Source organism: Synechococcus sp. CCAP 1479/9, assembly GCF_019038535.1.
In the GTDB taxonomy this organism is placed as follows: domain Bacteria; phylum Cyanobacteriota; class Cyanobacteriia; order PCC-6307; family Cyanobiaceae; genus Cyanobium.
Map to the genome: position 1 here is coordinate 101,021 of NZ_JAFKRK010000024.1, position 18,175 is coordinate 119,195.

Below are 18,175 nucleotides of genomic sequence, written 5' to 3' on the forward strand. Positions count from 1 at the left end.
GCCGTTGAGCGACCCGTCCGATTCGATCGATCTGCCGGGTCAGCTCCAGGCCCTGACCCGGCGGCTGACGCAGTCGAACCCGGAGCTCTATCGCCACGTCGCCCTGTACCTCCAGGTACTGCGGCAGGCGCTGCCCCAGCAGGTCCGCCAGGCCTGCTTCCATCTCGCCACCCAGGTCCACCCCCAGCGCTACACCGAACTCCCGGTTGAGGGCAGGAGGTTGCTGCATGGCCAGATCCAGGAGCTGGTGGGGCGCTGCTGCAGCCTGCTCACGGTCGAGCAGCTGGTGATTTTGGCGGCCCAGATCTCCCGGGAGCGCCAGCGCCGCGACCGCCACGACCGGGAACAGCTGCTGGAGGAACTCACCTGGGAGGGGGAGAGCGGGGGCGGGGAACCGGAGTCCCTGCCGCCGGGATCGGTGCAGATCGCCTTTGCACCGCCCCTCGCCGGCGGATCTTTCCTCTGGGGGGCTCTCGGCCATGGGGAAGCCCACCCGCCGGACACCAACGAAGGGGAGCGGGACGATGAGGATGACGTGCGCCCCCACGACCGGGACGACGACCGGGAGGATGACAGCCACGACGATCCCGACGACGGCCGCGACGATCCCGACGAGGAGCCCCCGGAGGGCTCCGAGGAGGATTCCCTGTGGCAGGCGGGGCGGCTTCCCGACGATCCCGAACGGGTGCTGCGCTGGATGGACGGCATGGAGCTGGCCCTGGCCCGGCGGCTGCGCAACCTCTCCCATGCCATCAATGTGGAGCTGCTGCGCGGTGGCGTGAGCCGCAGCCTGCTGCCGGTGAGCCTGCTGGATGCGGTCCTGGCCGGCCAGCTCGAGACGATGGCCGCCCCCGCCAACCTGATGCGGTTGCCCCTGCCCTTCCCTGGCGCCCGCGGACCCCAGGCCCAGACGCTGGCGGTGCTGCTGCGGCCCACGGATCTGGAGCTGGAGGAACCCCGCCTGCGCACCTGCCGGCGGCGGCTGCAGCAGCATCGGCAGGAGGTTCGCAGAATGGCCCAGCAGTTCCGTCGCCTGCAACGGCGGCTACGGATCCATCAGGCCGAACAGCTTTGGCTGCAGGACATCCGCCCCCCATCGATTCCGAGCGACTGAACGGCACCCCCTCCGTGGAAGGGCCGGCGGCGTCCTTGCCTGAGGCCCTGGAGCGCTGGTGCACACCCCTGCAGCTGGCCTGCCGCCTCGAGGCCGAAGCCGGCTTCGCAGATCTCCAGGGGCGTCGCGACCGCTTCAGCGGCTTCATCGGCAGCTCCCTGGCGGCGGCGCCGGAGGGGCTCGAAGCCGCCGAGCGCCAGCAGCTGGCCGCCCTGTCCCGGGACTTCGCCGGCTACGGCGCCCTGGCGCTGGCGGGCCGCCAGTCGCTGGTGCGGCGCCTGCGGCAGGCGCTGCATGAACTGCGCCGCCGCCGGCAGGAGGTCCGGCCCGTGGGACCCCCACGCCTGCGGCTGGGGGCCCCTGATCCTGCGGTGGGGCCAACCGCCGGCGCTCCCCAGCGGCTCGATCCCCAGACCCCCCTGGCGGAGGTGCCCGGGATCGGCCCGAAGACCGCCACCCGCCTCGCCGCCCTCGGCCTGCTGGTGGTGCGCGATCTGGTGCACCATTACCCCCGCGACTACCTCGATTACGCCCATCTGGTGCGGATCGCGGCCCTGGAGCCGGGGCGGACCGCCACCATCGTGGCGACGGTGCGCCGCTGCCATGCCTTCGGCAGCCCCCGCAACCCCAACCTGGCGATCCTGGAGCTGCAGCTGCAGGACGTGACGGGCCGACTGAAGGTGACGCGGTTCTTTGCGGGTCGCCGCTTCAGCAGTCCCGGCTGGCTCAAGGCCCAGCAGCGGCTCTACCCGGTGGGGGCCACGGTGGCCGTCAGCGGGCTGGTGAAGGACAGCCCCTATGGCCCCTGCTTCGGCGATCCCCTGCTGGAGGTGCTGGAGGCCCCCGGCGCGCCGGTGCGGTCGGAGCGGATCGGACGGTTCGTGCCCGTTTATGCCCTCACAGAGGGCCTCAGTGGCGAGGCCCTCGGCCGGGCCATCGCCGCGGTGCTGCCGGCGGCGAGCCGCTGGCCCGATCCCCTGCCGGAGTCTCTGCGCCTGGAGCTGGGCCTGACGGGCCGTGGCGAGGCGCTGCTGGGGCTCCATCGCCCCGCCGACCGCGAGGAGCTGCAGCGCTGCCGCCGGCGCCTGGTCTTCGATGAATTCCTGCTGCTGCAGCTGGCCCTGGGGCAGCGGCGCGAGCGCCTGCGCCGCTCCCCGGCGCCGCCGCTGCTCCTGCCCAGCGGCGGCGAGGACCTGGTGAGCCGCTTCCTCGACCTGCTGCCCTTTCCCCTCACCGGCGCCCAGAGCCGCGTGCTGGCGGAGATCCGCGCCGACATGGAGCGCCCCCAGCCCATGGCCCGGCTGGTGCAGGGGGATGTGGGCAGCGGCAAGACGGTGGTGGCCCTGGCGGCCCTGCTGGGGGCCATTGCCGCCGGCTGCCAGGGGGCTCTGATGGCGCCCACCGAGGTGCTGGCGGCCCAGCATTTCCACAAGCTGGCCGGCTGGCTGCCCCAGCTCGACGTCAGCATCGAGCTGCTCACCGGCTCCACCCCCGCCCGCCGCCGCCGCCAGGTGCTGCAGGACCTGGTCAACGGCCAGGTGAAGCTGCTGGTGGGGACCCATGCCCTGCTGGAGGATCCTGTCCAGTTCGACCGCCTCGGGCTGGTGGTGGTCGATGAGCAGCACCGCTTCGGCGTGCGGCAGCGCAACCGGCTGCTGGCCAAGGGGCTCCAGCCCCATCTGCTCACCATGACCGCCACCCCCATTCCCCGCACCCTGGCCCTCTCGATCCACGGCGATCTGGACCTCAGCCAGATCGATGAACTGCCGCCAGGCCGCACGCCGATCCGCACCCGGCTGCTGCGGGGATCCGAGCGCGCTGGCGCCTGGGAGCTGGTGCGTCAGGAGGTGGCCAAGGGGCAGCGGGCCTACGTGGTGCTGCCCCTGGTGGAGGAATCGGAGAAGCTCGACCTGCGCTCGGCGGTGGAGGTGCACCGCCACCTCGATGAGGAGGTGTTTCCCGAACTCACGGTGGGCCTGCTGCACGGTCGGATGACTGGCGATGAGAAGCAGCGCGCCATCAGCGCCTTCCAGGACGGGCACTCCCAGGTGCTGGTGTCCACGACGGTGGTGGAGGTGGGGGTGGACGTGCCGGAGGCGAGCGTGATGGTGATCGAACATGCGGAGCGCTTCGGTCTGGCCCAGTTGCACCAGTTGCGGGGCCGGGTGGGTCGGGGGGCCGCCGCCTCCCATTGCCTGCTGCTGCACGAGGGGGACAACGCCATGGCCCGCCAGCGGCTGGAGCTGCTCGCCCGCAGCAGCGACGGCTTCGAGATCGCCGAGATGGACCTGCGGCTGCGGGGGCCCGGCCAGGTGCTCGGCACCCGCCAGTCGGGCCTGCCGGACCTGGCCCTGGCCAGCCTCAGCGACGACGGAGCGGTGCTTGAGGAGGCGCGCACGGCGGCGCAGCGGATTCTGTCGCTGGATCCCGACCTGGCCAACCACCCGCACCTGCGCGGGGCCCTCGAGGCCCAGCGGCGCCGCTCGGTGGAGGCGGCCCAGTTGAATTGAGCCAGACCACCGGGCCGAGCCGGACCCGCCGCCCCCATGCCGCCCCTGCGCCCCTGGAGTCCGATCCCCATCGCCGATGGGGGCGAGCCCCTGAACGACCTGCCGCCGAGCCTGTGGCGGCTCGAGCCCCATCCCTATCAGGCCCTGGGGGCGCCCTATGGCGCCGGTGCCAGTCCCTTCCGGCTGCGGCGCGGTGTGATCGATCGGCTGGAGCGGGCCCAGGAGCGGCTGCAGCAGCGTCGGCCCCACTGGCGGCTGGCCATCTTCGACGCCTGGCGCCCCATCGCCGTTCAGGCGTTCATGGTCCGCCAGGCCTTCCGTGAGGCCTGCCGCGAGCGGGGCCTCGACCCCGACGCCTTCGGCCTCCCCCAGCAGGCCGTGGCGGCGGAGGTGGATCGTTTCTGGGCCCCGCCGAGTGCCGATCCGGCCACCCCGCCCCCCCACAGCACCGGTGCCGCGGTGGATCTCACCCTGGCCGAGGCCAGCGGCCGCCCCCTGGCCATGGGCGGGGAGATCGACGCGATCGGCGCCATCTCCGAGCCCGACCACCACGCCGGGGCCGCCCCCGGCAGCGAGGCCGCCGAGTGGCACCAACGGCGCCGGCTGCTGGCGGCGGTAATGGAGGAATCAGGCTTCGCCCAGCACCCCAACGAGTGGTGGCATTTCAGCCACGGCGACCAGCTCTGGGCCTGGCGCCGCGGCGAACCGCAGGCCCTCTACGGCGCCGTGGCCGGTGCCGGGGACGGTGTGGGCTGAGCGGTGGAGGGTGTCGGGCTGTTGGTGACGGGGATCACGGTGCCCGGCAGGGTCAGGCCCAGTTCCCGGAACAGAACGCTGGCCTGGGGGCGGGTCAGCAGACCCTTCTGGACGCAGCGCTTGAGGCTGGCCAGGGTCATGTCGTCCTGCACGCGGCGCAGCTTGGCCAGCACCGCCGGACTCTGGTCGGCGAAGGGCTGCAGATGGGCCTTGTAGGCGGCCCGGATCGAGTCCGGCTGGCAGGCCAGGGGATCGGACTGGAAGTACTGCACCGGGGCCTCGGGCGCCCGCGGCCGCTCCGCCGCCTCACTGGTCCGCCCTGAGCAGGGCAGCAGCCCCGCCAGCAGCGTGCCGAGGAGGGCGCCCAGAAGGGGCTGGATGGGGCCAGCGGAGGGGTGGCCCATCAGGCGGCGGCGAGCAGCCCGGTGACCCGCTCGGCCCCGATCCGCTCGATGAAGTCGCCGAAGCGGCTGCGGGGACCGCCCTCGTCGCGCCAGGCCACCAGCAGGGGCTCCAGGGTGGCCTCGAGCTTCTCCAGGGGCATCTTCTCCAGGTAGGGGCTGGCCAGCCGTGTCAGGCCGTGGCTGCCGCCGAGCCAAAGCTGGTACGCGTCCACGGCGCTGCCCACCAGCCCGATCTCGGCCATGTAGGGACGGGCGCAGCCATTGGGGCAGCCCGTCATGCGCACCAGCAGCGGTTTGCGGATCTCCAGCCGCTCCAGCAGGGCCTCGAGGCGGTCGAGCACCTCGGGGAGGATCCGTTCGGCTTCGGTGATCGCCAGGCCGCACAGGGGCAGGGCCGGGCAGGCCAGGGCATGGCGGGCCAGGGGGGCCGGCGCCTCGGGGGCGGTGAGGCCGAGGGCCGCCAGACCCTCCCGCACCGACGCCCGCTGGGCGCTGCCGATGTTGCAGAGCAGCAGGTCCTGGTTGGGGGTGAGCCGCACCTCCAGCTGGTAGGTCTCGATGAGACGGCGCAGGCCGCTCTTGAGCTCCCCCTGCAGGCGTCCGCACAGCACCGGCAGCCCCACGAACCACAGACCCGGGGACTGGCGATGCCAGCCCAGGTAGTCGGTGAGGACGGCGGGGGGCTCCCGGCGCATCCCCTTGATCGGATGGGGGAAGTACCGGCCCAGTTCGGTGCGGAACCAGTCCACCCCCCGGTCGTGGATCAGATATTTCATCCGGGCGTGGCGGCGCTGCTCCCGGTCGCCGTGGTCCCGCTGCAGGGCGACGATCGCCTGCACCAGCTCCAGCACATGGGCGGCGGCCACATAGCCGAGGGGATCGGCGGTGCGGGCGAAGGTCTCGTCCTTGTTGTGGGTCCGCCCCATGCCACCGCCCACATAGACGTTGCAGCCCAGCGGCCGGCCGGAGGGGTCGCTGAACAGCACCAGGCCGATGTCCTGGGTCAGCAGGTCCACCGAGTTGTCCCCGGGGACGGTGACGGCCACCTTGAACTTGCGCGGCAGGTAGGTGGAGCCGTAGAGGGGTTCGGCCGCGTCACCACTGAACACGGCACCGCTCTCCTGCAGACGGCGCGCCTTCTTCACCGGGCCCTTGGGCTTGATGCGATAGCTCAGGTCGCCGTCGACCCAGAGGTCGAGGTAGGAGCCCTCGGCGGCCTGGGGAGCCAGCAGGTCGGCGATGCGATCGGCCAGCAGGCGGGCCTCCGGGTAGCCGTCGCGCTCGAAGGGGGCGGCCGGGGCCATCACGTTGCGGTTGATGTCCCCGCAGGCCGACAGGGTGGAGCCCAGGGCCCGCACGATGCCGCCGATCACCTCCTTGAGGTCGGTCTTCTGGACGCCGTGCATCTGGAAGGCCTGGCGCGTCGTGATCCGCAGGGTGCCGTTGCCCAAGCGATCGGCGAGGGCATCCAGCGCCAGGTAAAGGGAGGTGGGGATGCGCCCGCCGGGGTTGCGCAGCCGCAGCATCATCTGCCAGTCCTTGTCGGCGCCCTTGCGGCGTTTGTCCCGGTCGTCCTGCTGGTAACTGCCGTGGAACTTGAGGATCTGGACGGCGGGATCCGTGAAGCTGGGCAGATCGTTGCCCAGTTCGCCCGCCAGGGGATCATGCAGGTGGCCGCTGCCGGCCTTGAGCGCCTCCTGCTTGGTGGGGGGCTTGGCGGGAGGAGCCGATGGGAGCGACGTGCTGTCGGCGACCGTCGTCGAGGACATCGGCATGCGGAACGGTATCTGAACTGAAACTAGCGAACGGGACGTGGCGCACCGCCGGAGGTTCCGGCCGTTTCCCTCCTTTGCATACAGTCGCGTTCTGCCCTCTCCCCTGCATGGCCACCTTTCTTCTGGAGATCGGAACCGAGGAACTGCCGGCCGATTTCGTGCGCCTGGCCCAGCCCCAGCTGGAGGCGATCGTGGCCCGCGACCTGCGGGAGGCCCGCCTCGCCTGCGACACGATCAGCACCGGCGGCACCCCCCGGCGCCTGGCCGTGACCGTCACCGGCCTGCCCCGGGAGCAGGAGGACCTGGTCGAGGATCGCAAGGGTCCGCCGGCCCAGCAGGCGTTCCGCGATGGCCAGCCCACCCAGGCCGCCATCGGATTCGCCCGACGCTGCGGCTGCAGCCCCGACCAGCTGGAGATCCGCGAGACCGACAAGGGCCCCTTCGTGTTCGCCCGCACCACCGAGGCCGGTCGCCCCACCGCCGAGGTGCTGGCCGGGTGCATCCCCGGCTGGATCCGCTCACTGCAGGGGCGGCGCTTCATGCGCTGGGGCGCCGGGGATGGCCGCTTCAGCCGGCCCCTGCGCTGGCTGGTGGCGCTGCTCGACGAGGCGGTGGTGCCGGTGGCGCTCACCGACGTGGATCCGCCTGTGGCCAGCGATCGCCTCAGCCGCGGCCACCGTCTTCACGCCGGAGCGGTGACGATCCCCTCCGCCACGGGCTATGCCGCCGCCCTGGAGGCCGCCGATGTCCAGGTCGACCGGGAAGCCAGGGGCGCCGCGATCCGCACCGCCCTGGAGGCGGCGGCGACAGCGGCGGGGGCCGAGCTGGATCTGCCGGAGTCGCTGTTCGACGAACTGGTCGACCTGGTGGAGTCCCCCCGGCTGATCGAGGGCTCCATCGATGCCGACTATCTGGCCCTGCCCCCGGAGGTGCTCAGCACCGTGATGCGTTCCCACCAGCGCTACGTGCCCCTGCGCCTGGCGGACGCCCCGGCCGATCCCCTGGCCCTGGTGGCCGGGGAGGCCCTGATGCCCCGGTTCCTGTGCCTGTCCAACGGCCTGGCCGCCGCCGCCGACACGATCCGGCGCGGCAATGAGCGGGTGCTGCGGGCCCGGCTGGCGGATGCGGCCTTCTTCCTGGCGGCGGACCGCCGTCAGAGCAGCACGGAGCGGGTGGAGGCCCTCGATCGGGTCACCTTCGCCGAGGGTCTCGGCAGCCTGGCCGATCGCACCCAGCGCCTGGCCTGGCTGGCGGATCTGCTGTGCAGCCGCCTGCCGGTGGGCGATGCCGCCGCCGTCGCTGCGCGGAGGGCCGCTCCCCTGTGCAAGCACGACCTGGTGAGCCAGATGGTCGGGGAATTCCCCGAGCTGCAGGGGGTGATGGGGGCGAAGTACCTGCTGGCGGAGGGCGAGTCCCGTGCGGTGGCCCTGGCGGTGCTGGAGCATTACCAGCCCCGCGGCGCCGGCGACGCCCTGCCGGGGTCCGAAGCGGGGGCGGTGCTGGCCCTCGCCGAACGGCTGGAGCTGCTGCTCAGCATCTTCGCCAGGGGGGAGCGGCCCAGCGGCTCCTCCGATCCCTATGCCCTGCGCCGGGCGGGCAACGGCCTGCTGCAGATCCTCTGGGATCGGGGCTGGTCGCTCGACCTGGTGGGCCTGATGGCCGAGGCCACCGCCCACTGGCAGCGGCTGCTGCCTGAGCTGGCAGTGCAGCCGCTGGCCCTGGCCGCCGACCTGCTCGACTTCCTGCGCCAACGCCTGGCCAGCCTGCTGGAGGAGGAGGGCTCCAGCGCCGATCTGGTCCAGGCCGTGGCCGGGGATGGCGTCTCCCTGGAGCGGCTGCTGCGGGATCCGGCCGATGCCCGGGCCCGGGTGGAGCTGCTGCGACGTCTGCGCAGCGAAGGCAGCCTGCCCCTGGTGCAGGCGGTGGTGCAGCGGGCCTCCCGCCTGGCCGAACAGGCCGACCTGGCGGAGGATCTGGTCAGCCCCGATGGGGTGGTGAACGCGGATCTGTTCGGTTCCCCCAGCGAGGCCGCCGTGCTGGCGGTGCTGGAGCGGCTGGCGGTCCATGCCGCCGCCACCGGCACCGCCCGCTACGAACCGCTGGCCCGGATGCTGGGGGAGAGCGGCGCCACCCTGGCCGCCTTCTTCGATGGCCCCGGCAGCGTCATGGTGCTCTGCGACGAGCCCGAGGTGCGCCGCAACCGCCTGCGGCTGCTGGCGGTGCTGCGCAACCAGGCCTCGGTGCTCGCCGATTTCAGCCGACTGGGGGGCTGATTCAGGCCAGCAGGGCCACCTCGATGCACAGGCCGGGTCCGAAGGCCATGGCCAGACAGGGGCCCGGAGCGCCGCTGCGCTGCAGGCGCTCGAGGATGAACAGCAGGGTCGGGGACGACATGTTGCCGTAGTCCCGAAGCACCGAGCGGGAGGGTTCGATCAGCCCTGGATCGAGTCCCAGTCCTTTCGTGACCGCCGAGAGGATGCGGGGGCCACCGGGGTGCACGGCCCAGGAGCCGATGGCATCGAGGCTGAGGTTGTGGCCGGCCAGCCAGCCCTCGAGCCAGGGCCGCAGATGCTCGCCGATCAGGTCAGGAACCTGCGGTGACAGACCCATGGCGAAGCCGTGGTCCCCGATCCCCCAGGACATGGCCTCCGTGCTGGCGGGCACCAGCAGGGAACCGCTGGCGAGCAGCCGCCCCAGCGGTGGCGTGGTCGGTGCGGCCTGCTCCGGCGGCTCCCCCGTGGCCACCAGGGCGGCGGCGCCATCGGCGAACAGGGCATTGGCCACGATCCGCTCCCCATCCCAGCCGTACTGGAGATGGAGGCTGCAGAGCTCGACGGCGCAGAGCAGCACACAGGCCTCCGGCTGGGCACCGGTGAACCCGGCGGCGACCCGCAGACCATTGAGCGCCCCATGGCAGCCCATGAACCCCACATGGGTGCGGGCCACGCCGGCGTCCAGCGGCAGGGCGGCCATCAGGGCCAGATCGACGCCGGGGGCATGGAAGCCGCTGCAGGAGACCGTGACCAGATGGGTGATCCGCTCCGCGCTCAGCCCGGCCTGGGCCAGGGCCGCCCGGACGGCCCGCAGGGCCAGGTGCGGTGCTTCGAGGGCGTAGCGCCGCATCCGCTCCCCGGTGCCGGGGCTGGTGGCTCCGAAGAAGGTCTGCCGGGGGTCGCTGCCGGGGGGCTGGAGCAGGACGCTGTGGCGGTTGGCGACGCCCGAGCGGCGGTGCAGGGTCTCCAGCAGCCGGCGCTGGCCTGGGGAGGGGGTCTGGGCGGGCAGGGCCACCTCGGCAGCAATGGTGGCGGCATCGCCCTGGGCGATCCGTTCGGGAGGCAGGGCCGTTCCCAGCCCCTGGATGGTCAGGGACATGGTTCAGGGACCAGCGAATTCACGCCGGCGCCATCGAAGGGGTGCAGGAAGGGGGAGGCCAGGACCGGCCAGCGCTCCACCGCCGCCAGGGCACAGCGGCTGAGGCCGGGGCGGCGCAGGGCGAAGGCCAGGCCCCGGCAGAGTCGCTGGCGGCATCCGATCAGCCGGCCGTAGCGGCGAACCCATTGCCGCTCGAGCTCCCTGCTCCATTGGTGCTGCCCCTGAACGGCCCATGGCACCACCGCCAGGGCCCCCAGCAGGGCCCAGCCCATCCCCTCCCCCGTGAACGGTTCGACATAGCCGGCGGCATCTCCCAGCAGCAGCACCCGCTCGGCCGCCGGCGGCCAACGGTGGGCGGTGAGGGCCGGGGTGGCCAGCCAGGCGCTGGCCGAGGCCTCGGGGACCGGCTCGAAGCCAGCCTCCGCCAGCACGCCCGCGGCGGCGCTTGCCGCCCCTCCGGCCTGGATCAGATGGGCCCGGTCGAAGGCCGCCGCCAGGTTGAGATATCCGGTTTCGGTGCGCACCAGCCCCACATAGCCATGGCGGCCGACCGCCATGTGGATCGTGCCCCGGCCATAGCCGCCGGCGCCGGTATCGACGCGGCAGCCGGCCCCCACCCTGGAGTGGGCTTCGACCCGGTTCCGGATCCCGATGGCAGGGGTCAGTCCCGGGCTGCCCAGCCCGGTGGCCACGAGCACCACCCGGGCGCTGGTGGTTTCAGCCGCACCGCCGCTGCACAGCCGCACCTGCCGGCCGCCCGGGCAGGGGCCAGTCACCGTGGCCTCGGTGCCCCGCCGCCACACCGCGCCTTCGGCTTCCGCCGCCTCGGCCAGGACCAGGTCGAGGCGGCCTCGGGAGAGGGAGCGGCCCAGGGGTAGCTCCAGCTCCGCCTGATGGTTCTGCAGTCCGAGGTGGAGCCGGGTGAGGGGCACACCGCCGAGGCGATCCACCAGGCCCGACAGGCCCGCCTGAGCCAGGGCCTCGAGGGCCAGGCCGTTGAGACAGGTGCCGCAGACCTTCCAGCGGGGAAAGGTCCGCTTGTCCACCAGCAGCACCCGCAGCCGCTGCCTGGCCAGCTGGTGGGCGGCCAGGGCACCGGCGGGTCCGGCCCCGAGCACGATCACATCCCACTCGGGAGCCGTCATGGCGCTTCCAGCGCCCCGTCAGGACGGCGCCAGCTGAGCAGGAAGCGCTCGGGCCAGTGGCGCTGGATGCTGGCTCCCCCCAGGCCGGCCCGGGTTGCCAGATCAAGCGCCTCGTCCATCCGGAAGGCCCCCTGCACCGATACGGGACCATCGAAATGAACGATCGGCGAGCGACTCAGCAGCCGGCAACCCACCCAGGCCAGGCCGTAGCCCAGCGGACTGCGGATCAGGTCGTTCACCAGCACCAGATGGCGGCAGCTCTGGCCCAGGCGGCGGAGCAGCTCGACGGCGTCGGCGTTCTCGAGGTGATGCAGAAACAGGCTGCAGACCATGACGTCGTAACCGGCCGGCAGGGGATCCTCCAGAACGTCGGCCTGGAAGAAGCGGCTCCCCAGGGCAGTGCCGGCGGCATGGCCGTTGGCGATGGCCACCGCCTGCTGGCTGCGGTCGCAGCCGTCGACCTGCACGGCCAGACCGTTGCGTCGGCAGCGCTGCGCCAGCGCCATGGTGTTGTCGCCCCCACCGCAGGCCACATCCAGGATCCGCAGGGGCCGGCCGTGGCCAAGGGCGGCGGCCAGGGCCTGAACCGGCGTGAACAGGCACCCCACAGCGCGGCTGATGGCGTTGATCCGTCGCAGGCCCTGGAGGGCCTGCTGATGGGCAGCGGCGTCGAGGCCGGACTGATCCATCCACTCCGGCTGTCGGTTTCGCTCAGCCAGGGGCTGCCAAGGCATCGGAGAAGGGCGCTGGGGGTTGGGCGGCTGGGGGGACAGGACGGCTCCACGGCCGCTCAGGACTTCGCCGAAGGGTCATCCGGCGGGGAGCTACAGCCGTCGTCACCTAACTTGTCGTTTTGTTCTGCCGCTGGCCGAGGGGCCATCACTGGATTTGCCGATGCTGTTCGACAGTTTTTTGATTGTCCTTCTGATTCTGATCAACGGGATCTTTTCGGGTTCGGAGTTGGCCATGATGTCGGCTCGGAGATTGCGCCTTGAGCACCAGGCGGAGGCTGGGGAGAAAAAGGCGGAAGTGGCTCTGAAACTAATCCGATCCCCCAACGATTTCCTCTCGACGGTGCAGATCGGCATCACATTGATCGGCATTCTCAGCGGTGCGCTGGGCGGCTCGCGGGTGGCCGAAGCCTTACGGCCGCTGCTTGAGGCCGTGCCGCCATTGCGGGCCTGGGCCGACCCCCTGTCCCTCGGACTCGTGGTCACCGCCATCACCTTTCTTTCCCTGGTGCTGGGGGAGCTGGTGCCGAAGCGCATCGCCCTCAACGACCCCGAGCGCATCGCCTGCGCCGTGGCGCCCCCGATGCGGGCCCTGTCGCGCTGGATGGCCCCCCTCGCTCACCTGCTGGGCGCCTCCACCGACCGCCTCCTCAGCCTCATGGGCATCGGCGAAACCGGTGAGCCGGAGATCACCGAGGAGGAGATCAGGACCCTGCTGCGACGGGGAACGGAATCCGGCCTGTTCGAGGTGGCTGAGCACGCCATGGTGGAGCGGGTGTTCCGGCTGGCCGACCGACCGGTCAAGGCGATCATGACGCCGCGCACCGACATCTGCTGGCTGGACCTGGCCGAATCGCCGCAGACCCACCTCCAGCGGGTGATGGAGGCGAACCACTCCCTGTTTCCGGTGGCCCGTGCCAGCCTCGACGCCTGCGTCGGCGTGGTCCGTGGCCGCAACCTGCTGGCGGCCCAGCTTGGTGACGGGCCACGGGACATCGAGGCCCTGCTGCAGCCACCCCTCTACGTCGGTGAAAGCACCCGGGCCCTGAAGCTGATCGAGCAGTTCCGCAGCTCGGGGGTCCATATCGCCCTGGTCACCGACGAATTCGGCGGCATCGAAGGGCTGGTGACCCTCAACGACATGATGGAGGCGATCGTCGGTGATCTCTCCTCAGGCCAGGACCGGGAGGATCCGATGATCATCGTCCGTCAGGACGGTTCCTGGCTCCTCGATGGCGCCCTGGACATTGCTGACTTCAAGGATCTGGTGGGGAAGGGCCGGCTCCCGGAGGAGGACCGCGGCGGTTACCAGACCCTGGGGGGCTTCGTGATGCACTACCTCGAACACATTCCCAAGGCCGGCGACTGTTTCGAGTGGGACGGCCTGCGTATCGAGGTCGTCGACATGGACGGCAACCGGGTCGACAAACTGCTGGTCAGCTGGATCGAAGCCGACAAGGAACCGGCCTGAGGTTCTCCTCAGGCCGGCTGGCCTCAGGTAGCCCCCCTTCTCACTTGGCGACCAGCACGGGCTCCTTGACGGTGTCGGGATCGGGATCCACGGGCGGTGTCACGGCATGGACGCCGGCTGGTTTCATCGCCGAGCGGGGCTCGGCGGCCGCCAGGATCGCCTCCGCTTCCTCGGCCGAGCGCACGGCGCTGGGGACCGGCTTGTAGCCGGCGGGAGCCAGGGCCTGACCCCGCAGCACGGCGCCCAGGGTGAGCACGGTGAGCTTGATCTGCTGCCAGGGGTTCATCGCCACCACCCGCTTGTAGAGGTAGCTGTCGAAGGTGAGCCGCTGAACGTCCTTGTCATCGCACATCTCGACGAACGCCTCACGGGCGGCATCGTTGCTGTAGAAGATGTTCTGGAGCAGTTCCAGCACCTTGTAGGTGGCGCCGTACTTGCGGTCCCACTTGCGGATGTAGACCTTGAGATCCTTCTCGGTGGGGATGCGGCTGCCGGAGGCGCTGGCGGCGACGATCTCCTCGGCACACATCCGGCCGCTCTTGGCGGCGAAGTAGATGCCTTCGCCGGAGCTCTTGGTGACGTAACCGGCCGCGTCGCCCACCAGGGCCATGCGGCCCACCACCCGCCGGGGGCGGGGATGCTCGGGGATGGGGTGGGCCTCCACCTTGATCACCTCGCCGCGCAGCAGCCGGCGGCTGGCCCGCTCGCGGATCCCCTTCTGGAGACCCTTGATCAGGGACTGGTTGGCCTGCATGGTGCCGGTGCCCACCGCCACGTGGTCGTACTTGGGGAACACCCAGGCATAGAAGTCGGGCGAGACGTCGGTGCCGACGTACATCTCGGCCAGGTCCTCGTAGTAGGCCATCTCCTCGGCGGGGAGCCGGATCCGCTCCTGGAAGGCGATCGCCACGTTGTAGTCACCGGCGTCCATGGCCTTGGCCACCCGGCTGTTGGCCCCGTCGGCGCCGACGATCAGATCCACCTCGAGGGTCTTGAGTTCACCGGTGGGGCCGCCGGAGGAGTAGTCGGCGTAGTGGAGGGTGTAGGGACCCTGGCGCTGGCTGCCGGTGTCGATGCTCTGCACCAGCCCGTTGACCAGATGGGCGCCCAGTTCGGCGGCCCGGTTGCGCAGGAAGCCGTCGAGGACCTCCCGGCGGCACATGCCGATGTATTCGTTGCTGTTCTCCAGGTGGATGTCCACCTCCCGGTTGGAGGGAGAGATCATCCGCATGTTCCGCACCTTGCGGTCGATGATCGATTCCGGCAGGTCGAATTCCTCGACCATGCACAAGGGGATCGCCCCACCGCAGGGCTTGGCGTTGTCGAGCTTGCGCTCGAACAGCCAGGTCTCGATGCCGGCCTTGGCGAGAACTTCCGCAGCACAGGAACCGCTGGGGCCGCCGCCCACGACTGCCACTCGCAACATCTTGAAACCTGCTCCGCCATTGGGATGTGGGTTGGAAGCTAACACCGCCGTGCGGGTAACCGCCCGGTAGAGAAACCTATGAAATGACCCCCAACTAAGATGGGTCAGGCCCGGAGCAGAGGCCGTCTCCGCCCCGCATCGGAGATGGCCCTCGGTGATTCCGCCCGGTTATGCCCCTCGGTGATGCCCCTCGGTGACGACATCCCGCTGGCCCGGCGCACCACGCCCCGCCCGCGCCGGCCGGCCTCCCTCCCCAGGCGGATGGCCCAGGTGGGACTCACCGGCGCCCTGCTGGCCGGTGCTGCCGTTCTGCTGCTGATCGGCCCCCTGCGCACCTGGATCACCCCCACGCCCGTTCCGGGTCTGTCGGCCCGTCTCGGGCCGGACGGTCGGCTCCTCGGCCACTTTCCCTATCCCGAGGCCGGGCCCGCCGACCTGGTGGCCATCGCTCCCGGCCTGCGCCTGCGGCCGGACGCGGCCCGTGCCCTCGAGGACATGCGCGCCGCCGCCGATGCCGACGGTGTCGTCCTCACCGTGCTGAGTGCCTGGCGCAGCGTTGATCTGCAGAAGCAGCTGTTCTTCGATGTCAAGGCCGAGCGCAACCAGACCTCCGCCGACCGGGCCCGGGTCAGTGCGCCGCCGGGCTTCTCCGAACACAGCACCGGCTTCGCCGTGGACCTGGGGGACGGTCGCCTGCCGGCCACCAATCTGATGGAGAGTTTCGAGACCACCGACGCCTACCGCTGGCTCGATCGCCACGCGGCCCGGTTCCATTTCGTGCGTTCCTTCCCCAGGGGCAACCGCCAGGGTGTGAGCTACGAACCCTGGCACTGGCGCTTCGAAGGGTCCACCGAAGCCCTGGAGATGTTCGAGCCCGCCCAGCGCCTGGCCCGCTGAACCGCCAGGTTCGGGGACCCGCCGCCGGTGCCGCGGGAGGGGGTGGGAGTAGGATAAAGAATCGCTTCAACGTTCGCCACATGTCCCACCGGGCCGGCGCGGCAGGGTTCCCCGAAAACCCTGACGAAGCGTCAGAGCGCTGGTTGGTCCCCGTTCAGGGCCCTGGATTTCCCATTCCGTCCACCTGAACGCCTAGCTGAACGCAACGTTGGCAGCGACATGTCTTCTTCGTCTCGCCATCAACGCCCCGTTTCCCTGGAAACGACCACCGTCGATTCGATTCCGTCGAACCCCTTCCCTCACCTTCGCAGGACGACATCCCCATGAGCGGCGACATCAAAGGCGCCCCGATACGCAATATCGCGATCATTGCCCACGTCGACCACGGCAAGACCACCCTGGTGGATGCCCTGCTCGAGCAGTCCGGCATCTTCCGCGAAGGTGAAGCGGTGCCCACCTGTGTGCTCGATTCCAACGATCTGGAGCGGGAACGGGGGATCACGATCCTTTCCAAGAACACCGCCGTGGATTACAACGGCATCCGCATCAACATCGTTGACACCCCCGGTCACTCCGACTTCGGCGGTGAGGTGGAGCGGGTGCTGGGCATGGTGGATGGCTGTCTGCTGATCGTGGACGCCAACGAAGGCCCCATGCCCCAGACGCGCTTTGTGCTCAAGAAGGCCCTGGAGAAGGGCCTGCGGCCGATCGTCTTCGTCAACAAGATCGACCGGGCCCGGGTGGACCCCGAGCAGGCGGTCGACAAGGTGCTCGATCTGTTCATCGAGCTCGGCGCCGATGACGACCAGTGCGACTTCACCTATCTCTTCGGCAGCGGCATGGGCGGTTACGCCAAGCCCGACATGGCCACCGAGAGCGACAACATGAAGCCGCTCTTCGACGCCATCCTGCGGCATGTCCCGCCGCCGGTGGGTGATCCCACCAAGCCCCTGCAGATGCAGGTCACCACCCTCGACTACTCCGACTTCCTCGGCCGGATCATGATCGGCCGGGTCCACAACGGCACGATCGCCGGCGGACAGAACGTCGCCCTGATCCGCGACGACGGCAGCATCAAGCGTGGCCGCATCAGCAAGCTGCTCGGCTTCCAGGGTCTGCAGCGGGTGGAGATCCCCGAAGCCCGGGCGGGCGATCTGGTGGCCGTCGCCGGCTTCGATGAGGTCAACATCGGCGAGACCATCGCCTGCCCCGACCATCCCGAGGCCCTGCCGCTGATCAAGGTGGACGAACCCACCCTGCAGATGACCTTCGTCGTCAACGACTCCCCCTTCGCCGGCAAGGAAGGTAAGTTCGTCACCAGCCGCCAGCTGCGTGATCGCCTGCAGCGGGAGCTTCTCACCAACGTGGCCCTGCGGGTCGAGGACACCGACTCCCCCGACCGCTTCTCCGTCTGCGGCCGCGGTGAGCTGCACCTCGGCATCCTGATCGAGACGATGCGTCGCGAAGGCTTCGAGTTCCAGGTGTCCCAGCCCCAGGTGATCTTCCGCACCATCGACGGCACGCCCCACGAGCCGTTCGAGACCCTGGTGATGGACGTGCCCGAGGAGGCGGTGGGCAGCTGCATCGAGAAGCTGGGCATCCGCAAGGGCGAAATGCAGAACATGGAGGCCACCAGCGACGGCCGTACCCAGCTGGAGTTCGTGGTGCCCTCCCGGGGTCTGATCGGCTTCCGGGGCGAGTTCATCCGCGCCAGCCGGGGCGAGGGGATCATGAGCCACTCCTTCCTCGACTACCGCCCCATGCAGGGCGACTTCGACGCCCGCCGCAACGGCGTCCTGATCGCCTTCGAGGAGGGCACCGCCACCTTCTACGCCCTCAAGGGCGCCGAGGACCGCGGCCAGTTCTTCATCACCCCCGGCACCAAGGTCTACAAGGGGATGATCGTCGGTGAGCACAACCGCCCGCCCGATCTCGAGCTCAACGTCTGCAAGGCCAAGCAGGTCACCAACATCCGCTCGGCCGGCGCTGAGGTGCTCGACACCCTCCAGTCGCCGATCCAGATGACCCTGGAGCGGGCCCTCGAGTACATCGGCCCCGACGAGATGCTGGAGGTCACCCCCGAGTCGATCCGGCTGCGCAAGATGCCGGTGAAGAAGCCCGCCAAGCGTTGAGTCCCGGCGCCCCATCCGCCGATGAGGAAACCCTGCTGCAGGCGGACCCACGCCTGCAGCAGGCGATCAAACACTTCAACGCGGCCGAGTGGTATGCCTGCCACGACGGCTTCGAGGAGCTCTGGCATGAGACCCAGGGTCCGATGCGGCCCGTGCTCCAGGGTCTGCTGCAGATCGCGGTGGCTGAACTGCATCTGGAACGCGACAACCGCCGCGGCGCCACGGTGCTGATGGGCGAGGGGCTGGGCCGCCTGCGGGGCTGCGGCGACGAAGCCCTGGGCCTAGCCCTGGGGCCGGTCCGGCTCCTGGCCGCCCAGCGGCTGGAGGCCCTCCAGCAGCAGGCCGACCTCAGCGGCCTCCCCCTGCCGCGCCTGGAACTGGCGCGGGGAACGGGCACGGCGCCGGTACATTGAGCACACTCAAGGCCTCCACGATTTCCACC

14 protein-coding genes are annotated in these 18,175 nt (G+C 70.7%); 8 read left to right on the top strand and 6 right to left on the bottom strand.

What is annotated here, in order from left to right:
• Positions 1 to 4: 4 nt before the first annotated feature.
• The 3 genes from KUG38_RS10150 to KUG38_RS10160 are packed head-to-tail and all read left to right on the top strand — an operon-like array spanning position 5 to position 4,380.
• Positions 5 to 1,114 (top strand): hypothetical protein, encoded by a 1,110-nt coding sequence (locus KUG38_RS10150; RefSeq protein ID WP_286195869.1) that lies wholly within the window; start codon positions 5 to 7, stop codon positions 1,112 to 1,114.
• A gap of 35 nt (positions 1,115 to 1,149) precedes the next feature.
• Complete coding sequence (gene recG / locus KUG38_RS10155; RefSeq protein WP_286195870.1) at positions 1,150 to 3,624, top strand: ATP-dependent DNA helicase RecG; 2,475 nt, start codon at positions 1,150 to 1,152, stop codon at positions 3,622 to 3,624.
• 36 nt (positions 3,625 to 3,660) lie between these two features.
• Positions 3,661 to 4,380, top strand: coding sequence for a M15 family metallopeptidase (locus KUG38_RS10160; RefSeq protein ID WP_216921055.1), 720 nt, complete (start codon positions 3,661 to 3,663; stop codon positions 4,378 to 4,380).
• On the opposite strand, the gene KUG38_RS10165 is transcribed toward KUG38_RS10160, so the two are convergent.
• Positions 4,341 to 4,784, bottom strand: coding sequence for a hypothetical protein (locus KUG38_RS10165; protein ID WP_216921056.1), 444 nt, complete (start codon positions 4,782 to 4,784; stop codon positions 4,341 to 4,343). The genes KUG38_RS10160 and KUG38_RS10165 overlap by 40 nt on opposite strands.
• Positions 4,784 to 6,553 carry a sulfite reductase, ferredoxin dependent gene (gene sir / locus KUG38_RS10170; protein WP_216921057.1) on the bottom strand — a complete coding sequence of 590 codons (1,770 nt, stop codon included), beginning with the start codon at positions 6,551 to 6,553 and terminating at the stop codon, positions 4,784 to 4,786. Before sir ends, KUG38_RS10165 begins: the two co-directional genes overlap by 1 nt.
• Positions 6,554 to 6,666: 113 nt before the next feature.
• Between sir and glyS the strand changes: the two genes are divergently transcribed.
• On the top strand, positions 6,667 to 8,832 hold the full coding sequence (glyS, locus tag KUG38_RS10175; RefSeq protein ID WP_216921058.1) for a glycine--tRNA ligase subunit beta: 2,166 nt from the start codon (positions 6,667 to 6,669) through the stop codon (positions 8,830 to 8,832).
• Between the two features lies 1 nt (position 8,833).
• On the opposite strand, the gene KUG38_RS10180 is transcribed toward glyS, so the two are convergent.
• From KUG38_RS10180 to KUG38_RS10190, 3 genes are read right to left on the bottom strand one after another with little or no spacing between them, the layout of a single operon-like run.
• Positions 8,834 to 9,931, bottom strand: a complete 1,098-nt coding sequence (locus KUG38_RS10180) for a type III polyketide synthase (RefSeq protein ID WP_216921059.1) — start codon at positions 9,929 to 9,931, stop codon at positions 8,834 to 8,836.
• Positions 9,922 to 11,076 carry an NAD(P)/FAD-dependent oxidoreductase gene (locus KUG38_RS10185; RefSeq protein WP_216921060.1) on the bottom strand — a complete coding sequence of 385 codons (1,155 nt, stop codon included), beginning with the start codon at positions 11,074 to 11,076 and terminating at the stop codon, positions 9,922 to 9,924. Before KUG38_RS10185 ends, KUG38_RS10180 begins: the two co-directional genes overlap by 10 nt.
• On the bottom strand, positions 11,073 to 11,765 hold the full coding sequence (locus tag KUG38_RS10190) for a methyltransferase domain-containing protein (protein WP_286195871.1): 693 nt from the start codon (positions 11,763 to 11,765) through the stop codon (positions 11,073 to 11,075). Before KUG38_RS10190 ends, KUG38_RS10185 begins: the two co-directional genes overlap by 4 nt.
• Positions 11,766 to 11,970: 205 nt before the next feature.
• On the opposite strand from KUG38_RS10190, the gene KUG38_RS10195 reads away from it, so the two are divergent.
• On the top strand, positions 11,971 to 13,278 hold the full coding sequence (locus KUG38_RS10195) for a hemolysin family protein (RefSeq protein ID WP_216921064.1): 1,308 nt from the start codon (positions 11,971 to 11,973) through the stop codon (positions 13,276 to 13,278).
• 40 nt (positions 13,279 to 13,318) lie between these two features.
• On the opposite strand, the gene chlP is transcribed toward KUG38_RS10195, so the two are convergent.
• On the bottom strand, positions 13,319 to 14,704 hold the full coding sequence (chlP, locus tag KUG38_RS10200; protein WP_216921066.1) for a geranylgeranyl reductase: 1,386 nt from the start codon (positions 14,702 to 14,704) through the stop codon (positions 13,319 to 13,321).
• Between the two features lie 183 nt (positions 14,705 to 14,887).
• Here chlP and KUG38_RS10205 point away from each other — a divergent pair, with 183 nt between their 5' ends.
• From KUG38_RS10205 to KUG38_RS10215, 3 genes are all read left to right on the top strand, one after another.
• Positions 14,888 to 15,601 (top strand): M15 family metallopeptidase, encoded by a 714-nt coding sequence (locus KUG38_RS10205; protein WP_216921068.1) that lies wholly within the window; start codon positions 14,888 to 14,890, stop codon positions 15,599 to 15,601.
• 323 nt (positions 15,602 to 15,924) lie between these two features.
• Complete coding sequence (gene typA, locus KUG38_RS10210; RefSeq protein ID WP_015108155.1) at positions 15,925 to 17,733, top strand: translational GTPase TypA; 1,809 nt, start codon at positions 15,925 to 15,927, stop codon at positions 17,731 to 17,733.
• On the top strand, positions 17,730 to 18,146 hold the full coding sequence (locus KUG38_RS10215) for a DUF309 domain-containing protein (protein ID WP_216921070.1): 417 nt from the start codon (positions 17,730 to 17,732) through the stop codon (positions 18,144 to 18,146). The genes typA and KUG38_RS10215 overlap by 4 nt, the downstream gene beginning before the upstream one ends.
• Positions 18,147 to 18,175: the final 29 nt, after the last annotated feature.